We start from the raw sequence: 12,913 nt of genomic DNA on the forward strand, positions 1-12,913 counted from the left end.
CAGGCAATCAAAGGCGAGGGATTACTCTTCGCTGAACCAGTCGCGATTTTCCTGGCGGATCAACTGAACGGATGCGCTAATTTCCTGCAAATGCTGCGTCATGGCGCGATCAACAGCATTAGCGTCATGATTTTCGAGGGCTTTAAAAATCTCAAGATGCTGGCGGTGCAACATCTCGGGGGGAGAAATGTGGTCAAGGCTCATATAGCGAACGCGGTCAATGGTCGCCTTGATGTTCTCAACCGTATCCCATGCCAACTGGCAATCAGCAATTAATGCCAGCTTTTGATGAAACTCATCATCGAGATCGAAGAAATCATTTAGCTGCTTGCGCTCAATCGCAATCCGCTGTTGATTCAGGTTTTGTTCTAACTGATAACACTGACTTTCAGTCACCATCGCGGCAGCACGTCGCACCACCGCACACTCAATTGCCTGTCGTACAAAACAGCCGTTTCGCACCTGAGATAACGAGATTTTATTCACGTAACTGCCGCGCTGCGGCCGGATCTGAATTAATCCGTTTTCGGCGAGCTTAATAAATGCTTCGCGTACCGGCTGACGGGAGACATTAAAGCGAACAGAAACCTCTTTCTCAGAAAGGGGGGTACCTGGCGCAATCAGGCAGTGCACGATATCGCGACGAAGAATACGATAAATCTGCTGATTTACGGGCTGTGTAGGATTGAGCTGCGTTTCGACGGTCATTCGTTCATGCTTTTTAGTAGGTTAACGGTGAAATTTTACCACTTTTTTGCCTTTATCTATACCCGACCCGCAGGTCGGGTATAAAAATTAACCGCGATGGACGTTAAGACCAGCAAAAGACTGCGCGACAGGCATCATTTCGACCGTGTTGATGTTCACATGTGCAGGCAACGTTGCCACCCACCAGACCGTTTCAGTGACGTCTTCAGGCGTCAACGCCGTCGTGTTGGCGTAGGCGTTGCTTGCCTTTTCATCATCGCCTTTAAAGCGCACATTGGAGAACTCTGTACCGCCAACCAGTCCCGGTTCGATATCGGTGACGCGAATTGCGGTACCGTGGAGGTCAGTACGTAGGTTTAAACTGAATTGACGGACAAACGCTTTTGTCGCGCCATAGACGTTACCACCAGCATATGGCCAGCTACCCGCAGTTGAACCGATATTAATGATATGACCGCGATTACGTTCCACCATGCCTGGAAGCACGGCCCGGGTCATATACACCAGACCTTTATTGTTGGTGTCGATCATGGTTTCCCAGTCCTCTACGCTGGCTTTATGCGCAGGCTCAAGACCGAGCGCCAGTCCGGCATTGTTGACCAGTACGTCAATCTCACGCCATTTTGCAGGCAATGACGCCAGCATCTCTTCAATGGCTGCGCGATTGCGCACGTCCAACTGGGCTGTCAGTACGTTATCGCCCAGTGACTCTTTTAATTCTTGCAGGCGTTCCTGGCGACGGCCAGTGGCAATGACTTTATGCCCATTCTCAACAAAACGACGTGTAATGCATTCACCAAAACCTGCTGTTGCTCCGGTTACTAAAACGATCATCTCACTGTTCCTCAACGCTTTTTACGTGGTAATACCATAGCACGCGATCGTCCATCACAGGTAATGCTGCTTTACAGGATTGCGGTCCTGGGCGCTGAAGCCTACTCTAAGGAACACGCCATTTTCGGGAGTAAAAGATGTCGTTATCGAATCCGTTTTTCAGTCATAGCCTGTTACCGTACCAGGCCCCTCGGTTTGATCTGATTGAAACCAGCCATTATCAGCCAGCTTTTGAGGAAGGCATCCGACAAAAGCGCGCGGAAATTGCTGCCATCGTCGGCAACAGCGCAGCCCCTGACTTTAACAATACGCTTCTTGCGTTAGAGAGGAGCGGTGAGCTGTTAACAAGAGTCACCAACGTCTTTTTTGCCATGACGGCTGCACATACTAATGATGAATTGCAGCGTCTGGACGAACTTTTTTCTGCCGAACTTGCTGCGCTATCCAATGATATCTGGCTGGATAGTGCGCTATTTGCCCGTGTAGATGCGGTCTGGCAACAGCGGGCGTCTTTGCCGCTGGATGCGGAATCACTGCGCTTGACAGAGGTCACGCATCAGCGATTCGTTCTGGCTGGGGCACAATTAGCCGAAGCCGACAAAGCGCAGCTACGCCAGTTGAATACCGAAGCGGCGACGTTGACCAGCCAGTTTAATCAGCGACTGCTGGCAGCCAATAAAACCGGTGGACTGGTGGTCGATTACGTTCACCAGCTGGATGGATTAACCCCCGAAGAAATTGCCGTCGCGCGGGAAGCCGCCAGTGAAAAGGGGCTGGCAGAAGGATGGTTGATTCCCTTATTGAACACCACGCAACAACCGGCACTCGCTTCGCTGCGCGATCGCCAGACGCGGGAGAACCTGTTTACCGCCGGGTGGATGCGTGCTGAAAAGGGGGACGCGAATGATACCCGTCCGCTCATTCAACGGCTGATTGCTATACGCACCGCCCAGGCGAAGTTGCTCAATTTTCCCGACTACGCCTCGTGGAAAATCGCCGACCAGATGGCGAAAACGCCGGAGTCGGCATTAACGTTTATGCGTGCCCTCGTTCCCGCAGCGCGTCAGCGGGTGCTAAATGAACAGGCAGATATACAAAAAGTCATTGATGACGAGCAGGCCGGATTCACCGTGCAGGCCTGGGACTGGGCATATTACGCTGAGCAGGTGCGGCGGGCAAAATATGCCCTCGATGAGTCGCAGCTCAAACCCTATTTCGCCTTAGATACCGTGCTTAACGAAGGGGTTTTTTGGACTGCGAATCAACTGTTTGGCATCCGATTCATTGAGCGTTTCGATATCCCTGTCTATCATCCCGACGTTCGGGTATGGGAGATTTTCGACCAGGACGGCGAAGGTCTGGCGCTCTTTTTCGGTGACTTCTTTGCCCGCGACTCGAAAAGCGGCGGTGCATGGATGGGGAATTTTGTAGAGCAATCGACACTGAATGACGCTCGCCCGGTTATCTACAACGTCTGCAATTATCAGAAACCCACGGCGGGGCAGCCTGCGCTCCTGTTCTGGGATGATGTGATCACGCTATTCCATGAGTTTGGTCACACGCTGCATGGGCTGTTTGCCAGTCAACGCTATGCCACGCTCTCCGGCACGAACACGCCGCGCGATTTTGTGGAGTTTCCTTCACAGATAAACGAGCACTGGGCAAGTCACCCCGATGTCTTTGACCGCTATGCCCGGCATTATGCAACCGGCGAGAAAATGCCACCGGAATTGCAGGAAAAAATGCGCAAGGCGAGCCTGTTTAATAAAGGCTATGAGATGACTGAACTGCTCAGCGCAGCCTTACTGGATATGGGCTGGCATCGGTTATCCGGAGACGCTCCGGAATCTGTCGAAGCGCGTGAAAAACAGATCCTGGCCGCAGAAAATCTGGACCTCCCGGCGGTACCACCGCGTTATCGCAGCAGTTATTTTGCCCATATCTTCGGTGGTGGCTATGCCGCAGGCTACTATGCCTACCTCTGGACGCAAATGTTGGCGGACGATGGCTATCAGTGGTTTGTTGAGCATGGGGGATTGTTGCGAAAAAATGGTCAACGTTTTCGCGACGCGATCCTTTCCCGCGGTAACAGTGAAGCCCTTGAACACCTCTATCCCACGTGGCGGGGGCGGGAACCTGACATCAGCGCGATGTTGAAACATCGTGGACTGGCTGAATAACGCCGTGCGATGTCAGACATCTCGTCAGGCATCGCTAAACTTCAGTCATCCAGTAACGACAGTAATTGTGCCAGTGCAAAACGGACAGACTGGCTTAAGACGGCATCGCAGTCGCCGTCGAAATGTTGTACAGATGTACTAAAGTTGCCCCGTATATTCCAGGCAAACCAGACGGTACCCGCTGGGGTACCGTCTTCACCCCCTTCAGGCCCGCCGTAACCACTTATCGCAACAGAAATATCCACATCGGCATTCTTCAGGGCACCGTTTGCCATTTCATGCACTACGGCTTCGCTGACGGCGGTATATTTCTCCAGAGTGCTCTTCTCGACGCCAAGTATTCTCTGTTTGGCTTCATCTGTGAAGGTGATAAAACCGACGCCATAGAACTCAGGCGTATCGTCGGCTGCGCAAAGCGCAGAGGCCAGTTTGCCCCCGGTGCAGGATTCAGCTGTGGTCAGGCGCATATGATGGTTGACAAGCCAGCGACCTAGCCGGTTTGTGAGCTGTTCGACGGTTTCTGTTTCTTTTAATTCGATGGTTTTGTTTTTAGATATTTGCATGATTATTTTTCCGCTTCAGGAATAATAGAAATCTGACCATTTCTTTCCAGTATGGCATATTTGATCTCTTTCAATTCCAGAATGCCGTGATTCTGGCGCGCGGCAAGCAGGATATCATCGCAGGAGACACTCACTTTTTGAAGTTTACTCTCGTGGGCAATACCATGATCCACAAGAATTACCGGTGAGCCGTCGATAATATTTTCTGCGCCGGGAATTTTCTTTTTAATAAAGCCGAAGATAATATCTACTGCCACCAGCGTGATAATGGTTAACATAGCCCCGGTGACAGAGAAATCTTCACCCAGCAACGCCTGCTGTGTAGCTTCACTAATAATAAGCAAGAGAATCAAATCAAAACTGGTCATCTGGAGCAAAGTTCGCCGGCCAGCGATTTTAAAAACAATGAGCAGGATCAGATAGATCGCCACAGCTCTGAGCACCATGTCCATGCGATTCTCCTAGGGATAAATCAGTTGAGAAATGGCCGTTTCCGGTTGGCTGTTTACAGATATTGTCGTCCGGACATATCCCGGGACAATGGGCTTGAGGTATAGCTGCGTGGATAATTCTCCCCAGGCGGGAGAAGTCGCATAGTGCAGGACTAACGTATTGTTCATGCTATACATCTTGTCCGGTTGTGGGACGATATTCTCCACCTGAAAGGCCTGCAAAAACTCGTCACCCAGCTGCAGCGTGTAAGATGTAGAGTTCTTTTCCGAGGCCGTGACGGTCATTGTAAAATCACTCATGAGTCGCCCAAATTTTTCATATTCAATATGTGTGCCGTTATTTCCATTAGTGTCATGCTTTGCACTGAAATAGCCGCTGGAGAAAAACCCTACCAGGGCGGAAATAATAATTAAAATCAACGCAGTAAACCCGAATCGTCTGAATTTATCCTCAAAATTAAGCGCAAAGGTACTTTCTTCAATAAACGGCAGTTGTCGTTTCGTTTTAATTTTCTCTTGCATAGGCTCACCAAATTATATGAAGGTTGTACCTGTCTGATTTTTCTTAAATATGTTAAGTATCACGATTGTTATTTGTCAGATTTAAAAATAGCAACCAGGCTTAATTAGTCAAACCTAACGCAATCAGGAGAGAGTATGAATCGTAAAATTATGGTCCTGACGGGGTTTCTGATAATGCCTTACACGCTGGCAGCTCAGGAAGGAGGCCTCAAGAACGATGCCGCGCCGCCTCCGCCTCACGCTATTGAAGATGGCTACAGGGGCGTAGAGGATTCAAAAAAAATGACCGTGGAGTTTGCAAAAGGGATGCATGACGGCGCTACGGTGTCGTTACGGGGAAATCTCATACAGCATAAGAGCGACGATCGCTATGTCTTTCGTGATAAATCCGGGCAGATAGAGACGATTATTCCTGCGGCCGTGTTTGACGATCGTGTAGTACAACCCGACCAAATGATCAGCATTAACGGCAGCCTGGATAAAAAATCAACACCTCCGGTCGTGCGGGTAAATCGCCTGCAAAAATAAATTAACTTGATGTAGAATACGGGCTTCATTTTCTGGAGCTCGTCTTTTCGCATGTTTGCTTTACTGTCCGTCATTATATTCGTTCAGCAGCACTCTGTTGGCGCCAATAGCGTCCAGGTGATGTTCGGCCCATGAACATTATTACGCCGATATTCATCTCCTCATTAATATTACTCACCGGGTGTAACAGTACATTATCGCAAATTGAAATGCCTGCGGAGCAGAGGGCTCAGGCTGTGGTCGGGTATTATGCGCGCGGTATTAATCCCATGATTGTGCAGTATATGCAGGAAAAGAAAGTCAGTGGGATGATCGTCGCTGTCATCCAACACAATGGGCCAGTAGAGTTTCATTGTTACGGCATTACTGATGACCATAATCGTTACAGTGTCACGCCGGATACATTGTTTGCTCTGGGTTCACTGAGTAAAGGCGTGAGTGCAGAAGTGGCGATGATACTGGTGAATCAAGGGATCCTCAACTGGTCTGACACGCTTGAAATTCTTCTGCCGCAGGGGACGGCGCTAAGCGCTGACGCCAGGAAAATCACGCTGCTGCAACTGGTCACCCATACCTCGGGGCTACCCCGACAGCCGATGGATCTGCTGACGCTGGAGAACCTGCTGCGTTATCTCAGTACCGGGGAAAATTTCTACGCTCAGCTTGATGAAGATAGCGTACTGGACTATCTCGCCGACTTTACTGCGCCCGGCGCGCGCGTTCCACAGTATTCGAATATTGGCTTTTCGCTGTTGGGCTACATGCTGCAACGCCGAACAGGAGAGACGATTCAGACCCTGGCACAGCGCCTGATCTTCCAACCGCTGGCGATGAATAACAGCAGCTTTACCCCAGAGCATCTCAGAAATTACCCTCAACGCGCATTAGGTCACGCGGGCGATCAGCCGAAGTTTATCACGCGTGGGGAACTGACGCCGGACTGGACGTTCCGCCGCAATATGGTGGGTGCGGCAAGTCTGTACAGTAGCGCACGTGACCTTGCAGCCTACCTGCGGGCACATATTGCCCCTGCGGGAAATGCGGAACTTGACCGTGCCTTTGCTGATGTGTCGCGCACCTGGTTTTACCGGCAAAAAGAGGCGGCAAATATCGCCTGGGTGAGTGATATTTATCCTACTCAAACCATTACTTACCAGGTGGGATATATTGGCGGTTATTCCAGTTACATCGGCTTTGATAAACAGCACCAGAACGCGGTTGTTGTACTGCAAAATAGCTTCAACTGGAGCAATTATCTCGGTCATACTATTTTGAGAAAACTCGCAGAACAGTAAATTATCGCCTCAGAGATCCCGCAGCGTTTAACATTCATTGAGACTGAGGATGGTAGAGTGCTGGCGATCCGTTATCACTGTCTGGAACGACAGGATGGCGCATAATGCAAAACACAAAATCTATCCATGCAAGCATTTACCGCTGGTTATCCAGCGGTTTTTTTTGCCTTAAAAACAGCGCGCTTCAGCACAGCGCCGTCTGTGTCCACGGTCTGGCACGCATTCCTTTCAGCATAAGCACCCATGCGATGATAATGGCCACAATCAGCACCATAAACAGGGTCCAGGCGGGAAATGATGTCAGGATAACACCGCTGGCTAGCGGGTTGACCGCTGCGCCCAGCCAGCCCAACGACTGCGCGGAGAAATAGCTGGCTTTCATACCGGGCGGAGCAATGTTATCGATGAGCATATATTCCCCTGGTGCATAAATCACTTCCCCAAGGGTGAACACCGCTGCTGAGGCTCCCCACAGTAGCAGACTGTTGCCAGAGAACATAAAACCGACCAGTCCAATGACAAAACAGACCGTGCCAAACGTCATCAGCGGGCGGATATTCCCGGGTGTTAACCGGCGTCCCACCGCGTATTGCAGACCCACAACAACAATGGCGTTTACCGGCAGTACAACGGCCACTACTTTTTCAGCAAAATTGCCATCAGCCACGACCATGACGTATTGAGAGATACAGGAGGCAAAAGCCCCGCCGACAAAGGAGGCGAGAAAGGCCGATAACGTAAACCAGAGTAAGGCTTTATCGTTTAGCAACACGCCAGGTGACCAGGCAACGGCGTTTTCCGTCTCGCTGATCGCGACAGAACGGGTCACCCACGTCTGAATAAACACCAGCGGTAGTGCAGAGCAGAAAGCGGCAAGCCAGAAGGGCAAGTTAATGCTTTGCATCACCAGCAAAGTACCGAGCGGTGGTCCAACGGTCCAGCCGATGTTCAGCACCGTATAGTTAAGCGAGAAAATGCGCGCCTTTGCGCCAGGGGAGAGATTATCGGCAAACCAGGCTTTCAGTACGGTGGCGAAAACGGAGTAGGCACAGTTGATCAAGGCAAACAGAAGAACCACCACTACGACGCTATCTACCAGCGGAATGGCGATAAAGCCGAGGGCAAACGCAGTAATGGCCAAAATCATATAGCGCTTTTTGTCGAACCTGTCGGCCAGAATACCGAAGCCGAGACTAAACACCACGCCGATGGTCAGGGCGATTGTCATTGCATAGCCGATCAGATCCACGCTCAGATGGTACTGGCGATTAAGATAGATGGTCATAAAGGGCAGCGTAGCCCCACGACCTATCGTCAGTAACAAGGATGAAGCGAGTAAGGCAAGGGTGGAGCGTCTCAGTGTGATGTTCATTTATATGCCTGATAGTGCGTTTCGTTATATTTTTTTTAGATATGTGGATTAAAGAAATAGCACGGCAAAAATGTGATGTACAACGAATAAGTTGTCGGAAAATGCCCTTAGCGAGGCTACCAGAATTGAGGATCTGTTAAGTTGCGGTAATTTAAGTTAGTTTAACTTGTTAACAAAAATTTAATATTCGCGGAGCGTTGTATGACGCGTAAAGATGGGCTGTTGGCGTTACTGGTAGTGGTGGTTTGGGGACTGAACTTCGTAGTCATCAAGGTGGGATTGCATAACATGCCGCCGCTCATGCTGGCAGGGTTACGCTTTCTGCTGGTCGCTTTTCCGGCAATTTTCTTCGTCGCACGGCCTAAAGTTCCGCTCTCGCTGCTCCTCGGTTACGGGCTGACCATCAGTTTCGGGCAGTTTGCCTTTCTCTTTTGCGCCATAAAATTTGGTATGCCAGCCGGTCTGGCATCGCTGGTGCTTCAGGCGCAGGCCTTTTTTACGATCGTGCTGGGTGCCTTTACCTTCGGGGAGCGGCTGCAGGGGAAACAGTTTGCCGGGATCGCGCTTGCTATCGTCGGCGTGTTGGTTCTTATTGAAGCCAGCCTGAACGGTCAGCATGTCGCGATGCTCGGTTTTCTACTGACGCTTGCGGCTGCGTTTAGCTGGGCGTGCGGCAATATCTTCAATAAAAAAATCATGCAGCATTCAACGCAACCGGCGGTAATGTCGCTGGTGGTATGGAGTGCGCTGATTCCTGTCATTCCGTTCTTCGTGGCGTCGTTGATTCTTGATGGCTACGCGCAGATTGTGCACAGTCTTATTACAATAGACCTGACTACCATTCTGTCGTTGGTGTATCTGGCATTTGTGGCAACCATCATCGGATACGGCATCTGGGGGACGTTGCTGGGACGTTACGAAACCTGGCGCGTGGCACCGCTTTCGCTGCTGGTGCCGGTGGTGGGGTTAGCCAGTGCTGCGATACTGCTGGGTGAGACGCTGTCAGCACTGCAACTGTTCGGCGCGCTGCTGATTATGGCGGGGCTGTATATCAACGTGTTCGGTTTGCGTTTACGTGTAGGTCGGGTCAGACGTAACCGTCACCCGACCTAAGCGCGATCGGGCAGGGATAAATTTCATTACAGGCGATGCCCATTGTAATACGGCACGCCTAATTCGTCGGACTTGTCGCTTCCGGCTCCCATATGATTGAAATCGTGCGGTGATTGTTCCTGAGCGGTCCGGATAATCATCGCGTCGCGATTACTTTCGCTGAAGGGCTGCCGGTTCTGTTCCGCAACGCTCTGGCCTGAAATGACAAGCAGCAGTGCCAGCATTGTGGAAGACAAAAGTTTCATGATTTCCTCGATTACGTCGTATACAGGCGCAAATTAATTACAGTGGTTCAGCGGGTGCAAATACCGGGACTCGCCATGCATATTGGTAATACGGTACTTATGCGGTGGAACATCGAAATAGTTTTTGAATGTCCGGGTTAATGTTTGCTGCGACTCAAAACCATAACGCTCTGCCAGATATAAAATCGGCTCATTACTCTCGCGTAATTTCTGCGCTATTTCGGTCATTTTACGACTACGGATATACTGGCCTAATGAATGACCGGTTTCTTTTTTAAACATCCGTTGCAGGTGCCACTTGGAGTAACCTGAACGCTCTGACACTTTTTCCAGCGAGAGCGGCGATTCCAGGTTATCTTCGATCCAGTCCAAAATGCTATGAATAGTGATAGCGTCAGTATTGCGTCTGGACATCGTCATACCTCATCTTGTTTTACGGCAGTACTTTCTTCAGCAAAAGCTCAAGCGTAACCACTTCGTCTGCCGTTAAGTTTTTTGTTAATTCCTGGTGCAGGTCTTGTCCTACTAATTGATGACATTGCTGACAAATGTCGGCGCCGTGTTCAGTCAACTTTATGAGCACGCCGCGTTTGTCACTAGGGTTCGGGAGTCGGTCAATCCAGCCTTTACAGACCAGGCGGTCAAGCATGCGCGTTAATGCGCCAAGATCGACAGACAACACTTTTTTCAACTCGACCGGGGTAATGCAACCCGCACAACGGATAGAGCAGAGCACCTTAAACTGCGAGGCGGTGATATCCAGCGGCGAAAGGTAGTCGTTGAGTAGACGATCTTTCTTTTGATTAACCATGTAGATCAAGCGCCCCAGCGGGATGATTTCATTGAATAAGTCACTGGTGCTTTTCACGATGGTTGCCCTGGCAAGTATTTAATTGCTGCTGATAATATTGCCCAGGCAAGTATAAGTCAAATGAATGGATTTCCCGATCACACAAATTGCTAAACCGCTTCAGGTCTGAAAGAGAACACACTGAATTAACTTAATGATAATTACAGATTATATATCGAGGCACTAACGAATCCTTACAGCGTCAAAATAGCTTACTTCATGCATTTCCACTTATACTTGCCGCTAACAAATGGGCAAAACAGGAACATATGCCGTCATGATTGAGTTGTTTAAAGCGATAGGACTGGGGCTGGTCGTTATTCTGCCTCTGGCAAACCCGTTAACGACGGTTGCGTTATTTCTGGGGCTGGCAGGGAATATGGGGGCTGCGGAGCGTAACCGCCAGTCGTTGATGGCATCGATATATGTCTTTGCCATAATGATGGTGGCTTACTATGCCGGGCAGCTGGTCATGAATACCTTCGGCATTTCTATTCCCGGTTTGCGTATTGCTGGTGGATTGATTGTTGCGTTTATTGGTTTTCGGATGCTTTTTCCACAGCCTAAAGGTCATGAATCCTCAGCGGCTGAAAAACAGGGTGAAGACAGGGAAGATAAGTCGGACGCCAATATCGCCTTCGTGCCGCTGGCAATGCCAAGCACTGCCGGGCCGGGTACCATCGCCATGATCATCAGTTCCGCGTCGACCGTCCGCCATGGTTCAACGTTTCCGGACTGGGTGATCACCGTCGCGCCGCCGCTTATTTTTGCCCTCGTTGGGGTAATTTTATGGGGATGTCTGCGTAGCTCCGGCGCGATCATGCGTCTGGTCGGCAAAGACGGGATCGAAGCTATTTCGCGACTGATGGGCTTTCTGCTGGTGTGTATGGGCGTGCAGTTTATTATTAACGGCGTGCTGGAAATTATTAAAACCTATCATTAAACGTCAGAGTCCGGACGGGGGAGAGCCTCCGGCCGGACTGGACTCATCACGAATGCTGCGGCTGCTCTTCCAGAGAGACAGGCCATTTTCGAAAGATAATCACTGACCAGAGCAGTGCGGCAACTGCCGGAATTGCCCCAACATACCCAATACTGGACATTGACCAGTGTAAACTCACCTGATTCCCCACCAGTGCTCCGGCGCCGATACCGATATTAAAAATACCTGAGAAGAGTGCCATTGCGACGTCAGTGGCGTCGGGTGCCAGTGCCAGTACTTTCACCTGCATGCCTAAGCCTATCACCATGATGGCAATACCCCAGAAGATGCTTAGTATCGCGAGATGTAACTCGCGGGTTGCGGCAGGCAGCAGCAAGAACAAACAGATCACCAGCAGGCCAATTGCGGTGGTAATCAGCGCAGAGGCATGCTGATTCCCTAATTTACCAAAGACAATGCTGCCGACGATTCCCGCTCCGCCAAGCACCAACAGTAGTAGGGTCGCGAAGCTGGCACTGAGCCCGGCGACGGTTTGTACAAACGGCTCAATATAGCTGTAAGCCGTGTAATGTGCGGTGACGACGACCACTGTCAATACATAGAGACTCATCAGTGCCGGACGGCGAAACAGCAGCGGCAGGCTTTTCAACGAACCGGAGTGTTCACTTGGCAGTGCAGGCAACAGCTTGATCAGGCAGACAAGGGTCAATAACGCGCCCATACCAATGGCGAAGAAGGTGGTTCGCCAGCCAAAATACTGACCTACAATGCGCCCGATGGGTAAGCCTAATACCATTGCCAGCGCTGTCCCTGTGGCGATCAAACTTAACGCCTGCGCACGTTTTCCCGCCGGAGCCAGGCGAATCGCCAGTGAAGCGGTAATCGACCAGAAAATCGCATGAGCGAAAGCAATACCAATACGGCTCACAACCAAAACGGTGAAGTTCCATGCCAGGAAAGAGAGCACATGGCTGGCGATAAACACCACAAACAGGCAGATCAGCAGTTTGCGCCTCTCGACCTGGCTGGTCAGCAGCATAAACGGTAGAGACATCAGCGCGACAACCCAGGCGTAGATCGTCAGCATGATCCCAACCTGTGCGGTCTGCATATCAAAACTTTGTGCGATATCTGACAGCAACCCTACAGGGACGAATTCCGTGGTATTGAAGATAAACGCCGCGATGGCCAGCGTGACGACCCGTAGCCAGGCGACTTTACGGGAAACCGTATTAATTGTCATAAGAATGAATCAGGTGTGTGACGAAGAAGGTGAGAGAGCGATCTTAGAACGTTTACTGGCGAAAA

At 50.5% G+C, this 12,913-nt stretch carries 15 protein-coding genes; 5 read left to right on the top strand and 10 right to left on the bottom strand.

Features of this window, described 5'->3' with window-relative positions:
• Positions 1–21: 21 nt before the first annotated feature.
• Positions 22–708 (bottom strand): GntR family transcriptional regulator, encoded by a 687-nt coding sequence (locus HVY19_RS09840; protein WP_181684115.1) that lies wholly within the window; start codon positions 706–708, stop codon positions 22–24.
• A gap of 87 nt (positions 709–795) precedes the next feature.
• Positions 796–1,542: a bifunctional NADP-dependent 3-hydroxy acid dehydrogenase/3-hydroxypropionate dehydrogenase YdfG gene (gene ydfG / locus HVY19_RS09845; RefSeq protein WP_181684116.1), complete on the bottom strand. Its 747-nt coding sequence runs from the start codon at positions 1,540–1,542 to the stop codon at positions 796–798.
• 137 nt (positions 1,543–1,679) lie between these two features.
• Between ydfG and dcp the strand changes: the two genes are divergently transcribed.
• Positions 1,680–3,722, top strand: coding sequence for a peptidyl-dipeptidase Dcp (dcp, locus tag HVY19_RS09850; RefSeq protein WP_181684117.1), 2,043 nt, complete (start codon positions 1,680–1,682; stop codon positions 3,720–3,722).
• 41 nt (positions 3,723–3,763) lie between these two features.
• On the opposite strand, the gene HVY19_RS09855 is transcribed toward dcp, so the two are convergent.
• The 3 genes from HVY19_RS09855 to HVY19_RS09865 are packed head-to-tail and all read right to left on the bottom strand — an operon-like array spanning position 3,764 to position 5,259.
• Positions 3,764–4,285 carry a 2-oxo-tetronate isomerase gene (locus HVY19_RS09855; protein WP_181684118.1) on the bottom strand — a complete coding sequence of 174 codons (522 nt, stop codon included), beginning with the start codon at positions 4,283–4,285 and terminating at the stop codon, positions 3,764–3,766.
• 2 nt (positions 4,286–4,287) lie between these two features.
• Positions 4,288–4,737 (bottom strand): YetF domain-containing protein, encoded by a 450-nt coding sequence (locus HVY19_RS09860; RefSeq protein ID WP_181684119.1) that lies wholly within the window; start codon positions 4,735–4,737, stop codon positions 4,288–4,290.
• A gap of 9 nt (positions 4,738–4,746) precedes the next feature.
• On the bottom strand, positions 4,747–5,259 hold the full coding sequence (locus HVY19_RS09865) for a hypothetical protein (RefSeq protein WP_181684120.1): 513 nt from the start codon (positions 5,257–5,259) through the stop codon (positions 4,747–4,749).
• Positions 5,260–5,394: 135 nt separating this feature from the next.
• Between HVY19_RS09865 and HVY19_RS09870 the strand changes: the two genes are divergently transcribed.
• A complete protein-coding gene (locus tag HVY19_RS09870; protein WP_181684121.1) occupies positions 5,395–5,787 on the top strand; it encodes a YdeI family stress tolerance OB fold protein in 393 nt (130 codons plus the stop codon).
• Positions 5,788–5,918: 131 nt separating this feature from the next.
• Positions 5,919–7,082: a serine hydrolase domain-containing protein gene (locus HVY19_RS09875; RefSeq protein WP_181684122.1), complete on the top strand. Its 1,164-nt coding sequence runs from the start codon at positions 5,919–5,921 to the stop codon at positions 7,080–7,082.
• A 184-nt stretch (positions 7,083–7,266) separates the two neighbouring features.
• On the opposite strand, the gene ydeE is transcribed toward HVY19_RS09875, so the two are convergent.
• Positions 7,267–8,454, bottom strand: a complete 1,188-nt coding sequence (gene ydeE / locus HVY19_RS09880; RefSeq protein WP_181684123.1) for an efflux MFS transporter YdeE — start codon at positions 8,452–8,454, stop codon at positions 7,267–7,269.
• 201 nt (positions 8,455–8,655) lie between these two features.
• Here ydeE and eamA point away from each other — a divergent pair, with 201 nt between their 5' ends.
• Positions 8,656–9,567, top strand: a complete 912-nt coding sequence (eamA, locus tag HVY19_RS09885) for an O-acetylserine/cysteine exporter (RefSeq protein ID WP_181684124.1) — start codon at positions 8,656–8,658, stop codon at positions 9,565–9,567.
• Positions 9,568–9,593: 26 nt separating this feature from the next.
• On the opposite strand, the gene marB is transcribed toward eamA, so the two are convergent.
• Genes marB through marR form a run of 3 tightly spaced genes read right to left on the bottom strand, consistent with a single transcriptional unit; the run spans position 9,594 to position 10,680 of the window.
• Positions 9,594–9,812, bottom strand: coding sequence for a multiple antibiotic resistance protein MarB (gene marB / locus HVY19_RS09890; RefSeq protein ID WP_181684125.1), 219 nt, complete (start codon positions 9,810–9,812; stop codon positions 9,594–9,596).
• A gap of 33 nt (positions 9,813–9,845) precedes the next feature.
• The gene (gene marA, locus HVY19_RS09895; RefSeq protein WP_181684255.1) at positions 9,846–10,226 is read right to left on the bottom strand and encodes an MDR efflux pump AcrAB transcriptional activator MarA; all 381 of its coding nucleotides are present in this window, start codon (positions 10,224–10,226) and stop codon (positions 9,846–9,848) included.
• A gap of 19 nt (positions 10,227–10,245) precedes the next feature.
• Positions 10,246–10,680 carry a multiple antibiotic resistance transcriptional regulator MarR gene (gene marR, locus HVY19_RS09900; RefSeq protein WP_181684126.1) on the bottom strand — a complete coding sequence of 145 codons (435 nt, stop codon included), beginning with the start codon at positions 10,678–10,680 and terminating at the stop codon, positions 10,246–10,248.
• Between the two features lie 259 nt (positions 10,681–10,939).
• On the opposite strand from marR, the gene HVY19_RS09905 reads away from it, so the two are divergent.
• Positions 10,940–11,605 (top strand): MarC family NAAT transporter, encoded by a 666-nt coding sequence (locus HVY19_RS09905; RefSeq protein WP_181684127.1) that lies wholly within the window; start codon positions 10,940–10,942, stop codon positions 11,603–11,605.
• Positions 11,606–11,651: 46 nt separating this feature from the next.
• Here the strand turns inward: HVY19_RS09905 and HVY19_RS09910 are convergent, their stop codons facing one another.
• Positions 11,652–12,848 carry a sugar transporter gene (locus tag HVY19_RS09910; protein WP_181684128.1) on the bottom strand — a complete coding sequence of 399 codons (1,197 nt, stop codon included), beginning with the start codon at positions 12,846–12,848 and terminating at the stop codon, positions 11,652–11,654.
• Between the last annotated feature and the right edge of the window lie 65 nt (positions 12,849–12,913).

Origin of the sequence: Citrobacter sp. RHB25-C09, assembly GCF_013836145.1 — a bacterium.
GTDB lineage: Bacteria > Pseudomonadota > Gammaproteobacteria > Enterobacterales > Enterobacteriaceae > Citrobacter_A.